This window comes from Streptomyces shaanxiensis (assembly GCF_039537145.1).
GTDB lineage: Bacteria > Actinomycetota > Actinomycetes > Streptomycetales > Streptomycetaceae > Streptomyces > Streptomyces shaanxiensis.
In genome coordinates this window covers 320881-343231 of record NZ_BAAAZY010000028.1, presented here as the reverse complement: position 1 = coordinate 343231, position 22351 = coordinate 320881, and the positions used below count along the sequence as shown (strand labels likewise).

Annotated in this window: 13 protein-coding genes; all 13 read left to right on the top strand. The window is 71.6% G+C overall.

The annotated features are described in order from the left end of the window. Positions 1-3: 3 nt before the first annotated feature. The 13 genes from ABD932_RS39740 (at position 4) to ABD932_RS39680 (ending at position 22268) form a co-directional block, all read left to right on the top strand. Positions 4-2019: an ATP-binding protein gene (locus ABD932_RS39740; RefSeq protein ID WP_345020821.1), complete on the top strand. Its 2016-nt coding sequence runs from the start codon at positions 4-6 to the stop codon at positions 2017-2019. Then, the gene (locus ABD932_RS39735; RefSeq protein WP_345020819.1) at positions 2010-2318 is read left to right on the top strand and encodes a hypothetical protein; all 309 of its coding nucleotides are present in this window, start codon (positions 2010-2012) and stop codon (positions 2316-2318) included. The genes ABD932_RS39740 and ABD932_RS39735 overlap by 10 nt, the downstream gene beginning before the upstream one ends. Further along, positions 2315-8794, top strand: a complete 6480-nt coding sequence (locus ABD932_RS39730) for an eCIS core domain-containing protein (protein ID WP_345020817.1) — start codon at positions 2315-2317, stop codon at positions 8792-8794. The genes ABD932_RS39735 and ABD932_RS39730 overlap by 4 nt, the downstream gene beginning before the upstream one ends. Positions 8795-8807: 13 nt before the next feature. Next, complete coding sequence (locus ABD932_RS39725; protein WP_345020815.1) at positions 8808-9590, top strand: hypothetical protein; 783 nt, start codon at positions 8808-8810, stop codon at positions 9588-9590. Next, positions 9587-10273, top strand: a complete 687-nt coding sequence (locus tag ABD932_RS39720; RefSeq protein ID WP_345020813.1) for a hypothetical protein — start codon at positions 9587-9589, stop codon at positions 10271-10273. Before ABD932_RS39725 ends, ABD932_RS39720 begins: the two co-directional genes overlap by 4 nt. A gap of 7 nt (positions 10274-10280) precedes the next feature. Beyond that, positions 10281-10649, top strand: a complete 369-nt coding sequence (locus ABD932_RS39715; RefSeq protein WP_345020811.1) for a LysM peptidoglycan-binding domain-containing protein — start codon at positions 10281-10283, stop codon at positions 10647-10649. A 43-nt stretch (positions 10650-10692) separates the two neighbouring features. Next, the gene (locus ABD932_RS39710) at positions 10693-11784 is read left to right on the top strand and encodes a hypothetical protein (protein ID WP_175647801.1); all 1092 of its coding nucleotides are present in this window, start codon (positions 10693-10695) and stop codon (positions 11782-11784) included. A gap of 86 nt (positions 11785-11870) precedes the next feature. Beyond that, positions 11871-12404 carry a phage baseplate assembly protein V gene (locus ABD932_RS39705; protein WP_345020809.1) on the top strand — a complete coding sequence of 178 codons (534 nt, stop codon included), beginning with the start codon at positions 11871-11873 and terminating at the stop codon, positions 12402-12404. 19 nt (positions 12405-12423) lie between these two features. Further along, entirely contained in the window at positions 12424-12777 is a 354-nt protein-coding gene (locus tag ABD932_RS39700; RefSeq protein WP_345020807.1) for a hypothetical protein, read from the top strand. Then, positions 12774-13157 carry a GPW/gp25 family protein gene (locus tag ABD932_RS39695; RefSeq protein WP_345020806.1) on the top strand — a complete coding sequence of 128 codons (384 nt, stop codon included), beginning with the start codon at positions 12774-12776 and terminating at the stop codon, positions 13155-13157. The genes ABD932_RS39700 and ABD932_RS39695 overlap by 4 nt, the downstream gene beginning before the upstream one ends. Beyond that, positions 13154-16261 carry a putative baseplate assembly protein gene (locus ABD932_RS39690; RefSeq protein WP_345020804.1) on the top strand — a complete coding sequence of 1036 codons (3108 nt, stop codon included), beginning with the start codon at positions 13154-13156 and terminating at the stop codon, positions 16259-16261. The genes ABD932_RS39695 and ABD932_RS39690 overlap by 4 nt, the downstream gene beginning before the upstream one ends. Next, the gene (locus ABD932_RS39685) at positions 16258-20073 is read left to right on the top strand and encodes a putative baseplate assembly protein (protein ID WP_345020801.1); all 3816 of its coding nucleotides are present in this window, start codon (positions 16258-16260) and stop codon (positions 20071-20073) included. The genes ABD932_RS39690 and ABD932_RS39685 overlap by 4 nt, the downstream gene beginning before the upstream one ends. Beyond that, positions 20073-22268, top strand: coding sequence for a hypothetical protein (locus ABD932_RS39680; protein WP_345020799.1), 2196 nt, complete (start codon positions 20073-20075; stop codon positions 22266-22268). Before ABD932_RS39685 ends, ABD932_RS39680 begins: the two co-directional genes overlap by 1 nt. Positions 22269-22351 lie beyond the last annotated feature (83 nt).

The following is a 22351-nucleotide window of genomic DNA, read 5'->3' as shown; positions in this document are numbered from 1 at the left end:
GACATGGGGACGAACGAGCCGGGCACGGCGGGTACTTCGGGCACGGCGGGCGAACACGGCGGCAGCGCGACGCTGACCGTGGAGATCCGACGTGTCCTGACCCGCATCGACGCCCACGCGGCAGGCGCCGGACAGGCCGCCGGCCCCGAGCCCGACGCCGGATCCGCCACACCCGGCGCCACCGGCTCCGCGAGCCCGGCTCCCCTGGCCGCACCCGGCACCGCCCCCCTCGACGCCCTCGTCAGCTGCTTCGGCCTCACCCCCTTCGAACGCGACCTGGTCCTCCTCACCGCCGCCGACGAACTGGACCCCACCACGGCAGCCCGCTGCGCCGCGGCCAGCGGTGACCCCCAGCGGGCGTACCCGACCTTCTCCCTCGCCCTGGCCGCCCTCGCCGAACCGCACTGGAGCGCGCTCACGCCCGTCGCGCCGCTGCGCCGTTGGCGGATCGTCGAGCTGGACGACGAGTCGAGGCTGACCACCTCCCGGCTGCGGCTCGACGAGCGGATCCTGCACTTCCTGCTGGGCTCGCCCTACCTGGACGCCCGGCTGCACGGCCGCCTGCGCCGCACGCCCGTGCCGGGTGAGCTGCCGCCGTCGTACGACCTGGCCGCGAGCCGTGCCGCCGAGGGCTGGACGACGGGGGCGAGCCCGGACGCGCCGCTGCTCGTCGAGGTGACCGGCGGTGATCTGCGCAGCCGGGCCGACATCGCCGCCGCCGCGGCCGCGCGGTCCGGGTTGGGGCTGTACGCCATGGGCGCCGAGGACGTACCCACCGATCCCGCCGAACGCGACCGGCTCGCCCGGCTCTGGCAGCGCGAGGCGATCCTGCTGCCCGCCGCGCTGCTCGTCGAGGTCGGCGAGCTGGACCGCGACCAGCGGGCGGCGACGGAGGCCTTCCTGGCCGGGGCCGCCGTACCGGTCGTCGTGTCGAGCGAGGACCCGCTCCGCACGGACCGGCCGCACGGCGCCCGGGTGGCCGTGCCGCGGATGGACGACGAGGAACAGGTCGAGCTGTGGGCCGAGGCCTTCCACCCCGTCGCCGACCTCGACGACGGTGAACTGCGCTCCCTGGTCGCCCAGTTCCAGCTGCCGCCGCACGTCGTACGCTCCGCCGCCGCCACCGTACGCCGCCGGCTGCCGTACGAGGACGAGCTGGACGCCGCCCAACTCGCCTGGCGCGCCGGGCTGGAGGAGGCCCGCGTCGGCATGGACCAGCTGGGCCGGCGGATCGAGCCGGAGGCCGGCTGGGACGATCTGGTGCTGCACGAGCGGCAGGTGAACGTGCTGCGGGAGATCGTCGCGCACGTGCGCCAGCGGGGCACCGTCCACCAGGAGTGGGGCTTCGCGGGCACCCTGCGCCGCGGCCTCGGCGTCACCGCGATGTTCGCGGGCGGCTCCGGCACCGGCAAGACGCTGGCCGCCGAGGTCATGGCCAAGGAGCTGGGCCTCGACCTGTTCATCGTCGACCTCTCCCAGGTCGTCAGCAAGTACATCGGCGAGACCGAGAAGAACCTCCGCCGGGTCTTCGACGCCGCCGAACGCGGTGGCGCGCTGCTGCTGTTCGACGAGGCCGACGCCCTGTTCGGCAAGCGCAGCGAGGTCAAGGACAGCCACGACCGGTACGCCAACCTGGAGGTCAGCTACCTGCTGATGCGGATGGAGGCCTACCGCGGCCTCGCCATCCTCACCACCAACATGAAGAAGGCCCTCGACACCGCCTTCATGCGCCGTATCCGCTTCGTCGTCGACTTCCCCTTCCCGGCCGAGCACGAGCGCGCCGAGATCTGGCGCCGGGTGCTGCCGTCGCAGGCACCCGTCAAGGACATCGACCCGGGCCTTCTCGCGCAGCTCACCGTCGCCGGCGGCTCGATCCGCAACATCGCGCTGTCCGGGGCGTTCCTCGCCGCGGAGGAGGGCGACCGGCTGCAGATGCGGCACATGCTGGCCGCGGCCCGCACCGAGTACCTCAAGCTGGAGCGCTCCCTGACGCCGACGGAGGTCCGCGGGTGGGTGTGAACAGGGACGTCAACCGGGACGTCAACAGGGAACCGAGCGCGATCCGGGTGGAGATCGGCGAACTCGCCCTGCACGGTTTCCGCGCCGACCCCGAGCGGGTCTCGGCCGCCTTCGAGCAGGAGCTGAGCCGCCTGGTCCGCGCGCACGGCGTCCCGCTGGCGGCCGACGGCGCCCTTGCCGTCGACGCGCTCACGGGCCTCCCGCCGCTGCCCTCCGGACTGTCCGCCCGCCGCCTCGGCCAGGAGCTGGCCCGCGTCGTGCACGAGGGACTCAGCGGCCACGGGGAGGTGTCGCGATGAGCAACGCCCAGGCACAGGACGCCCGTTCGGAGCAGTCGGCCGAACAGCGCCGCCGCAAGCGCAAGGAACGCGCCGCCAAGTCCCGTACGCCGGAGCCCAAGGACATCGTCAGCGGCGCCGGTCAGCCCCTAGACCCCGGTGTGCGGCGGGAGTTGGAGGAACAGCTCGGCCATGACCTGAGCCGCGTACGGCTGCACACGGGTCGTGACGCCGGACAGCTCACGGACCTGCTCGGCGCGGACGCGGTCGCCGTCGGCCAGGACGTCTTCTTCCGTGAGGGCGCCTTCAAGCCGGGCACGGACGAGGGCCGCCGCCTGCTCGCCCACGAGCTCCTGCACACCGTGCAGAACCCGCACGGCCTCGGCACGCTGCGCGCCGGACGCGACCTCGGCGCGGTCAGCCTGCCGCAGCAGGCGATCGAGCGGGAGGCGGAGTCGGCGGCGCAGGACCTCGTCCGTCCGGAGGCGGCACGTGCGGAGGGGGCCGCTCCGGAGGTCGAGGAGGGGCAGGCCACGCCCGGCTGGCTGCGCTACGCCACGCTGGACGCCGACCGGATGCGAGCCGAGGCCGTCGACCCGGCCACGCTCGTGGACCGCCTCGCGAACAATGTGCTGCGCTCGCTGCGCGGCGACCCGAGCGACGCGTCCGGCCGGGTGCGGCTCCAACTGGGGCGGATGTCCGACCAGTTGGCGGACAAGGTGGTCGACCGGCTGGAACGGCGACTGCTCACGTCGGAGTACGAGCAACTGCTCGACCTCTTCGAGGAGTCGGGGACGACCGGCCCGCTCGAACTGCAGCCCGCCGAGGTGCCGCTGCCCGAGGTGGACCTCTTCGCGGAACTCGGCGTCGAACGCGTCGAGTGGAAGAGGAAGCAGGAGACGGCCGGCGGCACGAAGGAGAAGCGTGCCGCCGACGCCCGCGAGGAACAGAAGGACGCCAAGGACCGCGACGAGAAGGCCGGTTCGAAGCGCAGCCGGGCGCAGTCCGACGCCGCCACCGAGGACCAGGAGGCGGCGCAGCGCAAGGAGCAGGAGGACGAGCGCAACGCCTCCCGGCAGCGCGCCCAGGAGGAGCAGCAGCAGGAGGACGAGCAGGCTGCCGGCGACCGCGAACGCGTCGACGAGGCCGCCGACCGGCGCACCGAAGGGCATCAGGAGGGCGCCGAGCAGGCCAAGGAGGAGCGCAAGGAGCAGCGCGAACGCGAAGAGGCCGACCCGCAGCAGGCAAGCGCGCCGGGCGCCGACAAGCGCAGGCGGCGCGACGAGCAGACCCAGCCCGCCGCCGGGTCCAAGCGCGAGGAACTGGACCCGAAGGCCAAGGCGCAGCCCGGCCCCGTACGCCCCGAGAAGGTGGACGAGCGGGCCGAGCAGCGCGACTCCGCGCTGTCCGAGCACGGCCTGCACGAGAAGGACGAGCACGAGGACGACGTCCGCGAGGAGGAGAAGCCGCTCGGGCTCGAAGCCGGGGCCGACGGGGAGATCGAGGGCCGTGACGAGAAGGGCGGGAAGGCCGCGGAGGCCGAGCCGGAACCCTCGATCAAGCCCGAGGACCATCTGCCGGACACCGACCTCGACCTCAGCGCCGTACCGACCGCCGAGCAGCTGAAGCCCGGGGACTCCGAACCGTCCGTGCCGTCCTTCCCGACGCCTCCGCCCACCAAGGCCGAGAAGATCGAGCGAGAGCGCGAGCAGAACGAGCAGGAGCAGGACGAGGACGCGGCCGGGCCCGAGGCCAAGGCCCCAGGGCAGGACGAGGGTCCCGTCGAGGGCGAGGCGCCGCCGCCCGAGGGTGGGCCCGTCGCTCAGGCGGAGGACCGCAGCGCCAAGGACCTGCAGGAGACCGAGAAACCGCTCGACCAGGAGGTCGGTCCCGACCCGGCGACCGAGGACAAGGAACGGCCCGAGCCCGAGGCCGAGAAGCCCGACCCCGCGCAGGAACAGGAAAAGGAGCAGGCCAAGGAGCCGGACGCGGCCGAGGACGAGCGCGACCCGGACGAGCCGACGGACGTACGGGAGGAAACCCCGGCGGCGCAGGCCGGCACCGAGCCGGGGTCTCGTACGGCGGACGGGGCGCAGCCGGCCGCGGCGTCGGTGACCGCTGCTGCCGTCACTCCGGCTCCTGTACGCAAGCCCGCCGGTGCGCAGACCCCGAAGACACCGGCCGAGGACCGCAACCCGTCGCCCGCCGCGCGGCGCGCCGCGGCGCCGCCCAAGCCGGAGCGCGAGGCGCCCAAGGCCAAGTCGCAGGTGCCGCAGGAGTCCGCGGCCGCACCCGCGCCGCGCGGGCCGGTCGGTGGCAGCGAGAAGGGACCCGGACCGACGACCGCCGCCGGGCCCGGCGCCGCACCGTCCGTCGGACAGGCCGCGGTCAGTCCGGCGGCCGAGCAGACCGGGGGCCCCGGCCAGTCGGCGGGGGCCGCTGCGCCCCGGCCCGAGGCGTCGCTGGAGAAGGACGGCGGTGGCTGCGCACCGCCCGAGCCCGCCGCGGAGAAGGACGACGGTGGCGGGGGCAGTTGCGGGGGCGGTGGCGAAGCCGCGCCCGAGGAGAAGGAGCAGGAGGCGCCGGACGTCTCCGGGCAGGACCCGAAGGCCGCCGTCCAGACCGTCAGCAAGCTCGCGCCGGACCAGGCCGCCGCCGCCATGCCCGGTGTGGACCAGGCCGCGGACAAGAAGGTCGGCGAGGAGCAGCAGCGCCTGGATGCCGCCCCGCCCACGCGGGAACGTCCCTCGGGCGCACCGCAGACCCGTTCGGCACCGCCCGAGGCGGCTCCGGCCGCGGCGCAGGTCTCCGGCAAGGTCGAGAAGATCGGCCCGGAGAACCAGGGCGACAAGCAGAAGGCCAAGGGCAGCGACAAGGCCGAGGGTGAGAAGCCGACCGCCCCTCCGCCGCCGCCCCCGGCCGTGCCGACCGAGGGACTCAGCGAGGCCGAGGCACAGAACGTGGAGGCCGCGGCCGACGCCGTGCCCACGCGCGACCCTGCCCTGGAGAACAAGACCGTCGGTCCCGCGCCGAAGATCCGCCTCGAGGGCGCCAGCGACCCGACCCGCACGGACGACCAGCAGAAGGCCCTGAAGGAGAAGCAGTCCGACATCCAGTCGACGGGCCGCGAGGACGCGGCCAAGCCGATGGGCGAGGACCAGATCTTCCCCGACGCGCCCCAGGAACAGCTCACCGGAAAGGCCTCCGGAGGCGGGGGCGGCAAGGGCGGTGCCCTGCGGGCCATGTCGCCGCCGAAGGCCGGCGTCGGCAAGGTCGCCGCGGAGGAGAAGGGCGGCGAGATCCAGGGCGCCGCCGGGCAGGCGCAGGGTGACCTGGCCGCCAAGGAGCAGGAGCAGCGGCAGGGCGAGCAGCAGGCCAAGCAGGACAAGCAGGCCGAGATCGACCGCGAGGTCGCGCAGAACACCGAGAAGCAGACCGGCGAACGCGGCAAGGTCGCCCGCGAGACCCAGGTGCAGCGCGAGCAGTGGCGGGCCGAGCAGGACAAGCACGTCGAGGACGCGGACAAGCAGTCCGACGAAGAGCACACCGCCAAGAACAAGGAGATCGTCAAGGCCCGCGACGAGAAGGACAAGGAGGTCGACGACCGCAAGGGCAAGGACAACGAGTCGATCGACAAGGAGCGGGAGAACGCCGAGAAGGAGGCCGAGAAGAAGAAGGAGGAGGAGAAGCCGTCCGGCGGTTTCTTCGGGATGCTCGCCGATGCGGTGGGCGACTTCTTCAAGGGCCTGCTCGAAGCGGTCACCGCCGTCTTCGAGGCGGCGCGGGCCGCCGTCAACGGGATCATCGACAAGTTCAAGGAGTTCGCCAACGCGGCGATCGACTTCGTCCGTGACCTGGCCATCTCGGCGATCAACGCGCTCGCCGACGCCCTGATCGCCATCGGTGACGTCCTTCTCGCCGCCTTCCCCGAACTGCGCGACAAGTTCCGCAACGCGATCGAAGGCTTGCGGGACGCGGCGATCGCCAAGGTCAACGAACTGGCGGACGGCCTGAAGAAGGCGGTCAACGCGCTGCTCGACGCGCTCGCGGCGGGCCTGAACAAGTTGCTGGATGTCCTGGAAGCCGGGCTCAAGGCCGTCATCAAGGCCTTCCAGGCGGTGATCGAGGGCGCGATCAAGTTCGCCCAGGCCGCGATCGAGGCGCTCGGCAAGTTCGCGGCGCTCATCGCGGACATCGCGCCGGACCCGGGCGGCTGGATCGCCAAGGCGGGTTCCGCGGCCAAGACCGGTATCTCGGACCACCTCTGGGGCGCCATCAAGGTGGCCGTGAAGCAGTGGTTCGACACCAAGGTCGAGGGCATCCTCGGCCTCGGCAAGGCCGTCATCAACGTCCTCGTCAAGGGCTGCGTCTCGCTGAAGCAGATCGGCAAGATGGCCTGGGACGCGATCATCGCGTCCCTGCCGATGATGATCGCCTCCCTGGTCATCGAGAAGGTCGTCTCGATGATCATGCCCGCGGCCGGCGCGATCCTGACGATCGTCCAGGGCCTGATGGCGGCCTGGCAGAGCATCAGCTCCATCCTGGCGGCCTTCTCGAAGTTCTGGGCGTACCTGAAGGCGGTCAAGGCGGGCCCCGCCGCCTGCCTGTTCGCGGAGGCGGTCGCGGCGGGCGTGGTGGCCCTGCTCGACTTCATCGCCAACTTCCTGATGATTCGGCTGTCTTCGGCGACGAAGGGCGTGGGCAAGCGGCTTCAGGGGATGGCGCAGAAGATCACGGATGGGCTGAAGCGGACTGGGAAGGGCGCGAAGCAGGCTGCGGGGGATGCGGTCAACAACGCGCGGGGGGCGTTGCGGAACGCGAATCAGAAGGTGGGGGCGCCTGGGGCCGCAGCGCCGAAGCCGAAGGGGGCTCCTTCGCCCGGGCCGAAGGCGCCGGTTAAGCCGAAGGACACGGCTACGCCTAAGGGGCCGGCCAAGCCGGATCCGGCGACGGCGAAGCCGAAGGATGCGGCACCGGCGAAGCAGGATGGGCCCGGCAAGGACCGTACGCAGGAGCCGGCGAAGGATCGGACCCCCGACAAGGACCAGGGACCCGCCGGGGGCAAGACCCCCGATTCCCCGACCCCCAAGAAGAAAAAGGAGATCGAGGGCCCCAAGCCGACCAAGCCGAAGAAGCCCAAGTCTCCTGCAAGGAAAGCCCTGTCGAAGGCCAAGGGCGCGGTCAAGTCCGCCCTGAAGAAGGTCGGAAACGCAGCGAAGACGCTCGGAAACAAGCTGAAGAAGTCCAAGCTTGGCAAGTCCCTCAAGAACAGCGCGGCGAAGCTCCGCGACCAGTTCAAGAAGAAGAAGGACCGTCTGCGCGACGACAAGCGCAGGCAGCATGAGCAGAAGAAGCAGCAGCAGGACCAGCGGCGCAAGGACGAGAAGTCGAAGGAGTCGAAGGCGGCGCGGCTGCGCAAGATCGTTGCCCGCATTCGCCCGAAGATCGTCAGTCTCCTTCAGCGAGGTCTCTACGAGCCGGTGTTCAACGCGGTCCTCCGCGGCATGCGGGTCTGGAACCGCCTGACAAGCCTGGCACCCGTAGGAGACGACGACTTCAGCCTCGTCGCCGCCCTGAACCCGCAGGAAAGGGTCACCGACGCACACTTCGACCTGTTCGACATCGGGCCGGATGACGAGGTGGCAACCGCGATTCGCCGAGGCATTGAAGCGAGGATCGGGAACAGGCAGATCCGGAGGCTCACTGACGCCAAGGCCATCTGTGACGAAGTCGCCAAGGAAGTCCTGAACGCCGAGCAGCAAGGGAAAAGGGCTAAGGCGAAGAAGGGGTCGAGGGGGGTAAAGGCAGGAAAGGGAAGGAAGGACGACAAGGCCGCTGCCGACAGCACCCAGGCCAAGTTGGTGTGGGATCCCAAGGATGTGTCGGACAAGGTCGAGTCTCAGCCGGATCACGTTGTGCTGTCCCTGGAGCGCGAAAGGGAGAAGAACCCCCGCTGGGCCATCGCGGAATTCCGCAAGGAAAAGCGCTACCGGGAAATATCGAAGCAGGGCGAACAGACACTCTTCATGGATAGCCGTGGCGGCGAATACGTGCTGGACGCCAACAACACTCTTGTCCCCCGCTATGTGGACAGGAATATTTCGGCGAGGGACCTGCAACGCAGGCCAGAGCCTGGCAAGAGGGGACTCGTGGCGCGCAACCCGGACGCGGCGTTCGACATCCCGGGGCACGTGGGCGGCAAGGAGCAGACGCCCTTCATTTCCACAACCAAGAAGAAGGGTGCGAAGATTACCAACTCGAACAGGTCGGAACAGCTTGGCGGACAGTACGGGCGTGTGCGCATCGACCTCCTCCAAGTCGCACCGAAGAACATCTTCGACCTGACGAAAAGGGAGAATCAGAGCCTCTGGCAACTGAGCAACCCTAAGACGCCGAAGATGGAGCAGGCCCTGCAGGACGTGGTGCGCACTCAGGAAGTGCTCGTCAAGGGGGAGATTCCGGGCGCCGCTATCGTTGAATTCATCAAGGCTCAGTAGAGGGAAGTGTGGGATGGTCTTCAATACGTACCATTGGCGCGATTGTCCACTGGATGATCCGGAGCTCGAAAGGGCTCGTGCCGTGCTTGCTTCGGAGACCCCAGACGAGGACGCCTTCCTCCTCCTCCTTCGCAGCGGTCGCACGGCGGCTGTCGGTATGGCCCTCGATCACTTCCATCACGCTGATGCCGTAAGCCGACACGGCGGCGGCAACCCGTTTGCGCACCACGTGGCCGAAGTCCTCGACCGAGCGAGGGAGATCCTGTCTGCCCCTCCGGCTCCGAGCAGCGAAACAGGGGCGGAGAAGGACGGAGCGGATCACGCCAGCGCTCTTCTTGCCATGCTCAACCATGCCCGCCCCGAGGACTCGGGCCTCATCGCCTCGGCTCTCCGCCAAGCGACGACCCCGGACGCTTTGGAAGCCGCGACCATGGCCGCCGCCACGGCTCTGGACCGCTCCACCGTCCTCGACGAGGAGCTGATCTCGGCTCTGCGCGACATCATTTCCGGAGAGTCTGTCGGTATCTGGGAACGCGTAGAGGCGCTGAAGGCCTTCAACAACGTCAAGTCTCCCCGGGCAGCCGACATTGCCGCCCAGGCCCTGGAGTCGGATGACCATGACCTCCAGGTGCATGCGGCGATCATCCTCGCCACCCACCACCTGTCCACGCATCGCGCGGTGGTCGAGCAAGTGGTCGAGTCCTGGCCGGAAAACGTTCCGTACCCAGCCGCCGCCGTCCTCGACGCACTGCATGCAGACCGTCCTGATCACACGCGATGGAGCGGTAACGAATGACCCGCTACGCAGACATCCCCAAACCCATCCGCTCCGGCCTAGTCGTAGTAAACCCCGACACCGGCACCCCCCAACGCATCATCATCCTCCAGTTCAACCCCGACACCCTGGAACGCTCCCTCGCCCCCCAAACCGCCGGCGGCCAGAACGCCGAAGGCGGCGGGACCGGCGGAGGTGACCGTAACGAGGCCCTCCGCCTCAAGGGCCCCGCCGAGGAGACCTGGAAGTTCACCGCCGAGATCGACGCCACCGACCAGTTGGAGGTCGCCGCTCCCGACGGGATTCACCCCCAACTCGCCGTGCTGGAAATGCTGGTGCAGCCGACGACCGCGCAGCTTCGGGAGGCGGCGCGGCAGACGCAGAAGGGGACCATCGAGATCACGCCGATCGAGATGCCGCTGACCCTTTTCACCTGGGGGAGCAAGCGCGTCATGCCCGTGCGGCTCACCGAGTTGTCGATCAACGAGTCCGCGTTCGACGTCAACCTCAACCCGATCAGGGCGAGCCTGAGCATCGGGCTGAAGGTGCTCAGCGTGAGCGACCTGCCGGCCGGGCACCGCGGTGCCGATCTGTACATGGCGCACCTCGCGCAGAAGGAACGGCTCGCCGCAGCCGCCCGCGGCGGGAGCCTCGGCGCGCTGGGGCTGGGCGGCCGCGACACGATGACCTTGGGAAGGGGCTGAGCTGCGTATGGCCGAGGGCGTACAGCCGTACGGGAGTGCCCTGGACTCGATCCCCGGGGCTCATCCCTATCCCCGGGACAGCCGGTACCACGACGCCGAGATCGGGGTGCACGCCGAACCTGACGGGACTGAAGTCCGGTACACCAAGCGCAGGTTGCTGCCGCCGCTCGGCGCGCAGGAGACCGAGGAACACCTCGTCGGCGCCGGTGAGCGTCCCGACCTGCTCGCGCAGCGGCTGTTCGGCGATCCGGGGCAGTGGTGGCAGATCGCCGACGCCAATCCGGTGCTCGATCCGCAGGAGTTGACCGCCGAACCCGGGCGTGCGATCGACGTACCGCTCCCCGGCGGGTTCCCACAGGGGGGCCGGAGTGCCTGACGAACTGCCCGTCGGGCCGGGGCCCGTCCATATGTCCCTGCAGATGGGGCCCAGGCTCACCCGGCCCGTGCCCGCCGAGGTCATGGAAGCTCTGCTGTCCGCGCAGATCACCGCGACCGCGGGGGAGCGCAGCGGGTTCCAGCTCGCCTTCGACCTCACCAAACGCGGGCTCATCCAGCGCAATCTGCTGCCCGAAGGCTTCTTCGACCCCAAGACCCGGGTCATCGTGAGCGTGAGCGTGCGCGGCACCTCCCAGGTGCTGTTCGACGGGCTGATCGTCCGGCAGGAGGTCGGCGCCAGCAACCAGCCGGGGCAGACCACCCTCACCGTGACCGGCGAGGATCTGACCCTGCTCATGGACCTGGAGGAGCGCACCGCCGGGTACCCCAACCTGGCGCCTTCGCGGCGCGTTCTGTCCATTCTCGGCCGGTATCGGGACTACGGCATCCGGCCCGACGTCAAGGACGAGCAGATTCTGCAGCCCCCGCAGGAGCAGCTGCGGGTTCCGTACCAGACCAGTACGGATCTGCAGTACGTGACGGAGCTGGCGAAGGCCAACGGCTATGTCTTCTACCTCGAACCCGGGCCCGCGCCAGGGCTGTCGTCCGCCTACTGGGGACCCGAGGTGCGGCTCGGTGTGCGTCAGCACGCCCTCAACGTCAACATGGACGCCAACTCGACCGTGGACCAGCTGACGTTCGCCTACGACGGCACCGCCCGCGAGGAGCCCCAAGCACGGTGGCAGAACCCGGAGAACCGGCACGCCACGCTGCTCGGTCAGCCGTCGATCAGCCCGTTGCGGCCCCCGCTCGGCCGCCGCCCCACGCCCGCGCTGAAGCGCCGGACCCTGGCCGGCACGGCCAAGCAGCAGATCCAGCAGGCGCAGGCCGAACTTCTGGCCCGGGCCGCGACGTCGGCCGACGTCATCACCGGATCCGGCTCTCTCGACGTCACCCGGCACGGCTACCTGCTGCACCCGCGCAGCCTCGTCGGGGTGCGCGGCTCGGGACCGATGTACGACGGCGACTACTACGTCAAGTCGGTCACGCACAGCCTGCGCCCCGGCTCGTTCACCCAGAACTTCACGCTTTCCCGGGAGGGCCTGGTCGCGCGCGGCGACACCGTACGGCCGTGACAACGGCGACTACCCGAGCAACGCCGGAACACCGGAACGCAGGAACGCCGGGACACCGGAACACCGAAAACAGGAGCAGTTGACGCATGGCGGCACCGAACAACCGGTACCTGGGCAAGTTCCGGGGCCGGGTGATCGACAACAACGACCCGCTGGGCATCGGGCGGATCACGGTCCAGGTCCCCGATGTGCTCGGCGACGAGCCCTCGACCTGGGCGCTGCCCTGCCTGCCCTTCACCGGGCAGGAGGCGGGTCAGGTCGTGGTGCCGCCGAAGGACGCCGGCGTGTGGGTGGAGTTCGAGCAGGGCGATCCCAGCTTCCCGATCTGGACCGGGTGTTGGTACGGGGACCGCGCCGAGCTGCCGCCCGACGCACGACGGGAGCTGGCGCGGCCCTCCCAGCTCAAGCCCGTCGTCGTCCAGACCCAGCTGGCGCACAAGATCGTGATGAACGACGTGACCGGCCCCGACGAGGGAATCCTGCTGCAGGCCAAGAACGGGGCGTACATCCGCATCACCGAGGCGGCGATCGTCATCGCCGCAGGCAACGCCCGCATCACACTCCAGGACGGCAGGGTCATCGTCAACGAGGGCCAGTTGACCGTGGAACCGAAGCGTTAGGAACGGGGGAACGACGAACGTGTCCGGGACATCCGGGGCAGCAGGGAAGCTGCTGGCCGCCGACACGGTGATCAGTTGCCCGCACGGGGGGCGTGCCACACCGGCGCACACGCCGTCCCCGGCGGTGCTGATCGGCGGCCGGGCGGCGGCCACCGCCGCTCATACCTACACCGTCGCAGGCTGCGTCCACACCGTGAACGGTGTGCTGCAGCCATGCGTGTCCGTACGGTTCACGGCCCCCGCGAGCGGCGTTTCCGTCGCGGGCGCCCCCGTGCTGCTCGACATCTCCGCGGCCCAGTGCTTCAGCGCGGCCCTGGTCGCACAGGGACCACCCGTCGTCAACGCCGCGCAGCAGGAGGTGTCCACACGATGACCAGGCCGGTCACCCGTTCCGACATCGCGTTCCCCTTCCGCCCCGACCGCCGGGGCCGCACCGCGCACGCCACCCGCGGCGAGCACGTCCACGACCTCATCGAGCAGCTGCTGTTCACCAGCCCCGGCGAGCGCGTCATGCGCCCCGACTTCGGCTGCGGGCTCCTCGACCTGGTCTTCGCCCCGACCAGCCCGGAACTCATCAGCACCCTCGAACTCTCCGTCCAGGCCTCGCTCCAGCGCTGGCTCGGCGACCTCATCGACGTGGAGGCCCTCGACGTGGTCAGCGAGGACAACGTCGTCCGTGTGTATCTGTCGTACGTCATACGCGCCGACGGCGCCCGGCGCGACGACGTGTTCGAAGGGCGGGCCACGGCATGACCGGTACGACCACCACCTCCCGCCGGGCCAAGGTCCGCGCCGCCCAGCTCAACGGGGTCGACTCCGTCGAGGTCGGCGACGACGGTCTGCTGCTCACCGTCACCTTCCTCGGCAAGGCCCCGCACGGCCTCGTCCCCGAGAACGTCCGCATCGACGGGGGCCGCCGCATCACCGGCGTCACCGCCGTGGACGTCAGCGTCGAACGCGAGGAGGACCCCGAGCTCGACGACCGGCTCTACGTCACCCTCGACAAGGCCGGCGACACCTCCCGGTACCGGCTCTCCCTCGTCGAGACCGACCCGTACGGACGGCCCGGGACGGAGCCCTACCGCGGCTTCGACCAGCGCTACCACAGCGCGACCTTCGTCTTTCGGCCCGATTGCCCGACTCCCTTCGACTGCAAGGAAGATGAGCAGGGCGGCACGGACTTTCCGGCCGCGCCCGTCATCGACTACACGGCCCGCGACTACGACACCATCCGCAAGCTGCTCCTGGACCGGCTCGCGCTCACCACCCCCGACTGGGTCGAGCGCAACCCCGCCGACCTCGGCATGACCCTGGTCGAGCTGCTCGCCTACACGGGCGACCAGATCAGCTACCAGCAGGACGCGGTCGCCACCGAGGCCTACCTCGACACCGCGCGCCGCAGGGTCTCCGTACGGCGGCACGTCCGGCTCATCGACTACGCGATGCACGACGGCTGCACCGCTCGCGCATACGTCGCCGTCGAGACCGCCGGCGACCACACGCTCGCCCCGGGCACCTTCCGCTTCGCCTCCGTCGACGTCCGCACCCTCGACCCGCACGACCGGCCCGAACCCGGCACGGTCGTCGACGAGGCCGACCTCGGCGACCTCGACGAGCGCGGCTCGGTGGAGGTCTTCGAACCGGTCGTCACCGCCGACCCGCTGGAGCTGCGCGTCGCGCACAACGCGATCCGGCTGTGGACGTGGGGCGGCGAGGTCTGCACCCTGCCCAAGGGCGCCACCTCCGCGACCCTGCGCGACGAGTGGGTCGACCCGGAGACCTGCCGGGAGCGTCAACTCGACCTCAGGCCAGGTGACTTGCTGATCCTGGAGGAGATCAAGGGCCCGCGCACCGGCACCCCCGGCGACGCCGACCCGGCCCATCGCCAGGCCGTGCGCCTGACCTCCGTCACCCCCGCCGTGGACCGCATCGAGGACCAGCCGGTCCTGGAGGTCACCTGGGCCGCCGGGGACGCCCTGCGCTTCCCGCTCTGCCTCACCACGCGCGGCGGCCGGGACTGTCTGCCCGTCGAGGACGTGAGCCTCGCCCGCGGCAACGTCGTCCTCGTCGACCACGGCCGTACCCTGCACGGGCTGCCCGAGACGTTCACCGTCCCGCAGGTACCCGCCGTCGTCGCCCCCTGTGACCCGCCCGCCTTCGGGTGCGCCGACCGCGACGAGGGCAACGCCCCCGCCCGGCTCATCAACTCCCTCACGGACAAGGCGGAATCGGGCGACGCCCTGACGCCCGACGACGTCCGCGAGCTGTTCCAGGTGATCGGCGAAGGGGCGACCACCAGGGCCGGAATCGGTCTGGAACGCGCCGGGCAGCGCCACGAGCGCGTCGTGCCCGGCACGGCATACGCCCAGACCGCCGCCCTGCGCACGCTGCTCGCCCAGTCCGTCTACCCGGGCATCCAGCCCCGCTTCCGCCCCGTCCTCGGCCGCGCGCCCGTGACGCAGGCGGTGCCGTTCCCCGACCGCGGCACCGTCGCCGCCGGGCAGGCCGAGCGGATCGCCGCGATTCCGGGACGGGTGCGGCAGCGGCTCGTCGAGCTGTGGCGCAGCGCCCGCGACCGGGACGGCCTCGCCGACGCCGAGATCGCCGAACTCGCGGTGATCTACGGCCTGCGGATCCTGGAGCGCATCGAGCTGCGCCGCCACCCCGTCCGTGCCCTGCGTGAACTCCTGCACCGCAGCGACGAGTTGCTCGACGCCAAGCTGCGCCGCATCGAGGTCCTCACGGCACGTGCCCGCGCGGGCACGGTCCTGGACGGGCACATCGCCTGGGAGATCGCCCACAGCTGGGGCCCGTCGTACGCGGCCGGACTGCACCCCGACGAGCTGGTGCTGCGCGGCTCCGCGACCGCCGGCCTCGACCAGGACCCGCGCCGTGCGCTGCCCGCCGTACGCGTCCACGAGAACGAGGGCGAGGACGTCGCATGGGATCCGCGCCGCGACCTGCTCGACAGCGGCCCCCGCGACCGGCACTTCGTCGGCGAACTGGAGGACGACGGTCGGCTGGCCCTGCGATTCGGCGACGGGCGGCACGGTGCGAAGCCGACGCCCGGATCCCGGCTCGCCCTGCACTACCGGCTCGGCGGAGGGACCGCGGGCAACGTCGGCGCGGAAGCCATCAACCACCTCGTCGTCCAGTCCGACTGCGAGACACCGCCCGCCGCCGTGGTCCGCAACCCGCTGCCCGCCGTCGGCGGCATCGAGCCCGAACCCGTCGAGCAGGTACGCCAGTTGGCCCCGCTCGACCTGCGCCGCACCCGCCTGCGCGCCGTCACCGCCGAGGACTACACGGCCCTCGCCACAGCCCTGCCCGGCGTGCAGCGCGCGGCGGCGGAGCTGCGCTGGACCGGCAGCGTCCAGGAGGCGCACATCGCGATCGACGCGTACGGCACCGGCGCCCCGTCCGACGCACTGCTCACCTCCGTCGCCCAGGCGCTGGAGCCGTACCGGCGCATCGGCCACGACCTCGTCGTCGGTGCCGCGCGGCTCGTTCCGCTGGACATCGCGCTGACCGTGTGCGCCAAGCCCGGTCACCAGCACGGGCAGATCCTGGCCGAGCTGTACCGCGTACTCGGCAGCGGTGTGCGGGGCTTCTTCCACCCGGACGCGCTGACCTTCGGCGAACCGGTACGGCTCAGCCGGCTCGTCGCCGTCGCGGCCGCGGTCCCCGGCGTGGAGAGCGTCCAAGTCACCCGGCTGCAAAGGCTGTTCGAGCCGGACCGAGGAGAGAGGGAGGACGGCGTGCTGCGGCTCGGCCCGCTGGAGATCGCCACCTGTGACAACGACCCGGACCGGCCGGAAAGCGGCCGGCTGGCGATTTCCCTGGGAGGTGCCCGATGACCGACGTCCCGACGACCGAGGGCACGATCACCGACGAGTGCACCTGCGGCGGTGCCTGCCGCGGCGGCCACGACGAGCGCCTCGCCCCGGCCCCCGTGCACAACCCGCCCGGCCGCACGGCCCTCGACTACCGCGTCGGCGAGTACGGCTCCTTCCGGGCCGCCCTCCTCGACCGCCTCGCCTCACCGGCGTACCCGGCCCTGGCCGGCCTCACCGTCCGCACCCCGGACGACCCGGCGATCGGCCTCCTGGAGGCCACCGCCGTCCTCGGCGACCTGCTCACCTTCCACTCCGAGCGCATCGCCGACGAGGCCTACATCCGTACGGCCAACGAGCACCGCTCCCTGGTCCTGCTCGGCCGCCTCGTCGGCCACCGCCCACGCCCCGGCGTCGCCGCCGCCACGCACCTGGCGTACACCCTGGAGCGCGACCCGCGCGCCGAGGCGCTGCCCGTGCTGATCCCGCGCGGCGCCCGCAGCCACAGCGTGCCCGCGTCGGCCGACGAGGAGTCCCTGACCTTCGAGACCAGCCGCGACCTGACGGCCCGCTGGGACTGGAACGAGCTGAAGGTGCGCCGTCGGCGCCCTTCCCTCATCACCCCCGCCGACCTGGAGCGCCGCTCGGAGATCTTCGTCGAGGGCACGGCCAACTCGCTGCAGACCGGCGAGCAGCTGCTCTTCGTCTTCGGTGAACAGGCGGGCGGCGAGCGCAAGTTGCTGCCGGTCGCCAAGGCGCGCGTCGACCGGGAGGACGAGATCACCGCGATCTCCCTGCCGAAGTCGGCCCCTCCCACCCTGAAGGAACTCGTCGACGAGGTACGGCGCTGGACCGCCGCCCCCGCGGCACCGGGCGAGCCCGGCGACGAGCCGCCCACGCCCGAGGTCCCCAACCCGAGGCCGGTCAGCCGGCTGATCGAGGACTTCGAGGACCAGGTCCTCGCGCCCCTGCGGGACGACCTGGACGGCATCAAGACCCCCGAGCGGCTCGCGGCCCGGCTCGCGGAGCCCGTCGCCCGGCTGGGTGAGGCACAGGTGCTGGCCGAGCCGTACGAGGACGTGGCGGCCTGGTTCGAGCAGCTGGAGGCGGTGCTCGCCGAACTCGCCCAGCGCGCACTGCGGTTGGCGCCCGCGCAGGACGCCGGGAGTGATCCGGCGGTGCGGAACGCGCAGGAGAGCGAGGGCATCCGGCAGGCCGCCGTCGAGCCTCGCGCGGCCGCCCTGCAGACCCTGAGCGCCGTCCTGCCCGCCCTGCGCGCCTCAACCCCCGCCCCCCGCGGCGGCACCGGTGCCCGGCGCCCGGGCAGCGACACCGCGCGCCTGCTCTCCGCCCTCAACCCCGCCCTCGGCAGCCTCTACCCGGCCTGGCGCACGGCGGCGGCCGCCGCCCCCGGCACCCCGCAGCTCCTGCGCGAACTGCTCGCCATGCGGGTCACGGCCGCGCCCTTCGGCGCCACGGCCCCGCTCAAGCCGGTCCAGGACGACCGAGGCCGCGTCATCCGCACCGCCGACTGGCCGCTCACGGGCGCCGTGCTGGCGAGCCTGCGGGTCGTCTACGACACGTCGGGCCGGACCCCGGTCCGGGCCGAGTTCCAGTACGTCGAGGGCAGCAGCTCCGACCAGCGCGCCGAGAACCTGCCGGTCGCGCAGCCGGTGAACTTCCCGCTCGGCACCGGCCAGGTCGAGCTGTCCGTGCGCTCCGGCCAGGACCGCGACCTGAACTGGCTCAACCGCCGCCCCACCGACTCCCAGGACCCCGGTGTCACGGCCCGCCTCCACTCGGGCCTGCCCGAGCGCACCCTCTTCGTGTCCCGTCCGGACGACGAGGGCCTGGTCCACGTCGGCGTCCACAACGGCACGTCTGAGCAGATCGCGCTGCGGCCGAACGCGAGCGAGCAGTTCACGCACGGCGAGTACGAGGTCAGCCTCAAGTACACGGTGGGCAGCACCGAGCCCAACGTCGAGATCGTGATCGCCAGCAAGCCCGAGCCGCTCAACCGCCGTATCCTCCAGCTGGACACGGTCCACCCCGGCATCACGGTCGACAGCTGGGTCGCGATCCAGCGCCCGGCGAAGGGCGCCCAGGAGGGCATCCCCGGCGACGCCAAGCTGGCGTTCGTCACCACCAAGGTGGTCGCGGCGCGTACGGCGGCGTACACCAACTACGGGATCACCGGCCGCGGCACCGAACTCACCCTCGCCGACCCGTGGTTGGACGAGTTCGACGTCCTCCTCTCACACATCCGCGACACCACGGTGCACGCGGCCGGCGAGCCGCTGCGCCTGGCCGACGAACCGCTCGGCGAGGACGTCCACGGCAACGAGATCGAACTCGCCGTGCTGTACGACGGGTTGCGGCCCGGACGGACGCTCATCGTGACCGGCGAGCGCAGCGACATCCCGGGGACGGCGGGCGTCCAGGCCACCGAGGTCGTCACGATCGCCGCCGCCGACCCGGCCGTCGACCTCCAACTGCCCGGCGACCACGTCCACACCAGGATCACTCTGACCGCCGACCTCGCCCACCGCTACCGCCGCGAGACCGTCCAGATCCTCGGCAACGTCGTCGAGGCCACCCACGGCGAGAGCCGCGAGGAGGCCATCGGCAGCGGTGACTCGGGTCGCGTGAACCAGACGTTCGCGCTGTGGCAGTCCCCGCTCACCTGGCTCGCCGACGACAACCCCCTCGGCGCCACCCCGGTGCTGGAGATCCGTGTCGACGGCGTCCTCTGGCACGAGGTCGACAGCCTCGCCGGACGCGGCCCAGGCGAGCGCGTCTACATCACCGGCTCCACCGCCGACGGCCGTACGACGGTGACCTTCGGCGACGGCGTCAACGGCGCCCGGCTGCCCTCCGGCCACGAGAACATCCGCGCCCGCTACCGCTTCGGCACCGGCAAGGCGGCGAACGTCGCGGCCGACCGCGTCACCCAGCCGCTCACCCGCCCGCTCGGCGTCACGCAGGTCACCAACCCGCGCCCGGCCAAGGGCGGCGCGGACGCGGACGGCCCCGGCCTGACCCGCCGTACGATCCCGCTCGCCGTCTCCGCGCTGGACCGCCTGGTCTCCGCGTCCGACTACGAGGACTTCGCCCGCTCCCGGGCCGGCATCGGCCGGGCCGCCGCACGCGAACTCTTCGACGGGCGGCGGCGCGTGCTGCACGTGACGGTCGCGGGTACGGACGACGTGCCGATCGACGGCGACTCGGACACGCTGAGGGCCCTGCGGGGCGCGTTGACCGAGTACGGGGACCTCAACCTCACCGTCCGGGTGGACGTACGCGAGCTGGTCCTGCTGCTCATCGCCGCCAAGGTGAAGGTCGCTCCCGACCACGCGTGGGAGATCGTCGAGCCGCGACTGCGTCAGGCGCTGCTCCGCCGACTCGGCTACGAGGGGCGGGAGTTGGGGCGACCCGCTCGCCTCTCGGACGTCCTGGCCACCGCCCACACCGTGCCCGGCGTCGACTACGTGGACGTGGACGTCTTCACCGGCGTCCCCGCGTCCGCCACCCCCGACGAACTCACCGGGATCCTCACGGACCCCGGCCCGCCCAAGTCGTCCGTCCCGGCCCACCCGGCGACGTACGACGAGAAGATCCACACGGTCCGCGCCGCGAACGGCGAGACGCTGTCGGAGGTCTGCGCGAAGTACGGCGTCCCGCTCGCCGAACTGCTGCGCCTGAACCCCGACATCACCGACACCCGCCGCCTGGCGAAGGGCCGTTCGGTGTTCGTCTTCCGCGGTATCCGCCCGGCACAGCTCGCGATGCTGTCGCCCAGGGCCGCGGACACCCTGATTCTGACGGAGGTCAAGTGATGGCCGCGCACTCGGCGGATGTCCAGTTGGAGACCGCAGCCCCGGCGACGGCGTCCAGGGAACCCGACGGGCTCGCCGCGCTGCTGCCTCGCTGGCACCTGCTGCGCGACGCCGAGGAGGGCGAGCCGCTGCGCGCGCTCCTCGCGGTGATCGCCGAGCAGCTCGACCGGGTCCGCGACGGCGTCCAGCAGGGCTACGAGGACCTGTTCGTGGAGACGGCGGCGCCCTGGGTGCTGCCGTACCTCGGCGACCTGGTCGGCTACCGCACCCTGCCCGGCTACGAGCGCGTCCTGACGACCGGCCTGCACGAGGGTGGCCGAGCCGCCCTCGCCGAGGCCGTCGCCCCGCGCGCCGACGTGGCCGCCACCGTCGCCAACCGCCGCCGCAAGGGCACCCTGCACCTCCTGGAGGAACTCTCCGACCAGGTCACCGGCTGGCCCGCCCGCGCCGTCGAACTGTCCCGGCAGGTCTCCCACACCCAGCCCGTGAAGCTGTACGGCGACACGGGCGTCCACCGCGGGGGGCGCGGCCGTCTCGTCGACCTGCGCGACAACTCCGCCCTCGACCTCGCGGGCGGCCCCTTCGGCGCCACGGCCCGCACGGTCGACGTCCGCCGCGCCAACTCCCGGCATCGTCAGGGTGGGTGGACTCCGGCCGGGGTCGCACTCTTCGTCTGGCGGCTGAAGGCGCACTCGCTCACGCAGTCCCCGGCGTACTGCATCGACCGCGCCCGCAACCTCTACACCTTCTCGATCCTGGGCAACGACACGCCCTTGGTCACCAAGCCGTTCCCGGAGCCGTCGCCCACCCACATCGCGACGATCGACAACGTCCCGGCGTTCGTCACCCGCCGCCGGCTCCACGACCGGCTCACCGACTACTACGGCCCCGGCAAGAGCCTCGTCATCCGGCGCGACGGCGAGGACCAGCCGGTGCCGCCGTCCGACATCGTGGTCGCCGATCTGTCGGACTGGCGCTACCGGCCCAAGCGCGGGCAGGTGGCCGTCGACCCGGAGCTCGGGCGGATCGCGTTCGGCTCGCGGTCCGCGCCCCGGCAGGGCGTGTGGGTGGACTACCACCACGCGTTCGGCGCGGACATGGGCGGTGGGGAGTACGACCGGCTGGACCGCGAGGCGCGTCCGGACGCCGAGTTCTACCGGGTCGGGCCCGGGCAGCCGTACCGCCAGATCATGGACGCGTACCGGGCCTGGCAGCACGACCGCCGCGCCGGCCGGACCGGCCCCGACGGCATCATCGAGATCACCCACAGCGGCGCCTACCAGGAGCAGCTGGACTTCGACCTCGACCCCGGCGACCGCCTCGAAGTGCGGGCCGCGGAGGGCGCGCGGCCGGTGATACGCCTGCTCGACTGGTACAGCAACCGGCCGGACGCCCTCAACATCCGTGCGGTGTCCGAGGACTGCGCCCCGCACGAGCGTCCGCGCCTCGTCCTCGACGGCCTGCTGGTCGCCGGACGCGGGATCAACGTCACCGGCCCCATGGGCGCGGTCGTCGTACGCCACTCCACGCTCGTCCCCGGCTGGTCGCTGGAGCCCGAGTGCGATCCGCACTCGCCCGAGGAGCCCAGCATCGTCCTGGAACGCACCACCGCGTGCCTGCAGGTCGAGCACAGCATCCTCGGCACCATCGAGGTCATCGGCGACGAGGTGAGCGAGGACCCCCTCGACATCCACCTGCGCGACAGCATCCTCGACGCCACCGGCCCGAGCCGCGAGGCCCTGTCCGCACCGGACTGCCGCCACGCGCACGCGGTGCTGCATCTGCACCGCACCACCGTGATCGGCGAGATCCACACCCACGCCGTGAAGATCGCCGAGAACTCGATCCTCACCGGCAGGCTCCATGTGGCCCGGCGCGGCATCGGCTGCGTGCGGTATTCGTATGTGCCGCCGGGCTCGCGCACCCCGCGCCGGTTCCGCTGCCAGCCCGACCTGGCCGGACCCGAACAGGCCGCTCGTGTGCGGCCGTTGTTCACCTCGGAGCGTTACGGGACGCCCTGGTACGGCCTGTTGGCCGACCGGTGCGCCGAGGAGATCCGGCGCGGCTCGGACGACGGCGCCGAGATGGGCGCCTTCCACGACCTGTACCGGCCGCAGCGCGAGGACGGCCTCAGGGCACGGCTCGCGGAGTACACGCCGGCGGGCACGGACGCCGGGATCTTCTTCGTGACGTGAGGCGTGACGTGATCCCTGACGTGATGCCGGCCATGAGCCGAGCCGTGCGCGCCGCCGCCGTAAGCCCTACCCGCACTTTCCTG

Excerpts from the sequence above, each read along its gene's own strand:
- ABD932_RS39740 (WP_345020821.1), top strand. The coding sequence starts at position 4 with ATGGGGACGAACGAGCCGGGCACGGCGGGTACTTCGGGCACGGCGGGC.
- ABD932_RS39730 (WP_345020817.1), top strand. The coding sequence starts at position 2,315 with ATGAGCAACGCCCAGGCACAGGACGCCCGTTCGGAGCAGTCGGCCGAA.
- ABD932_RS39725 (WP_345020815.1), top strand. The coding sequence starts at position 8,808 with ATGGTCTTCAATACGTACCATTGGCGCGATTGTCCACTGGATGATCCG.
- ABD932_RS39720 (WP_345020813.1), top strand. The coding sequence starts at position 9,587 with ATGACCCGCTACGCAGACATCCCCAAACCCATCCGCTCCGGCCTAGTC.
- ABD932_RS39715 (WP_345020811.1), top strand. The coding sequence starts at position 10,281 with ATGGCCGAGGGCGTACAGCCGTACGGGAGTGCCCTGGACTCGATCCCC.
- ABD932_RS39710 (WP_175647801.1), top strand. The coding sequence starts at position 10,693 with ATGGGGCCCAGGCTCACCCGGCCCGTGCCCGCCGAGGTCATGGAAGCT.
- ABD932_RS39705 (WP_345020809.1), top strand. The coding sequence starts at position 11,871 with ATGGCGGCACCGAACAACCGGTACCTGGGCAAGTTCCGGGGCCGGGTG.
- ABD932_RS39695 (WP_345020806.1), top strand. The coding sequence starts at position 12,774 with ATGACCAGGCCGGTCACCCGTTCCGACATCGCGTTCCCCTTCCGCCCC.
- ABD932_RS39690 (WP_345020804.1), top strand. The coding sequence starts at position 13,154 with ATGACCGGTACGACCACCACCTCCCGCCGGGCCAAGGTCCGCGCCGCC.
- ABD932_RS39685 (WP_345020801.1), top strand. The coding sequence starts at position 16,258 with ATGACCGACGTCCCGACGACCGAGGGCACGATCACCGACGAGTGCACC.
- ABD932_RS39680 (WP_345020799.1), top strand. The coding sequence starts at position 20,073 with ATGGCCGCGCACTCGGCGGATGTCCAGTTGGAGACCGCAGCCCCGGCG.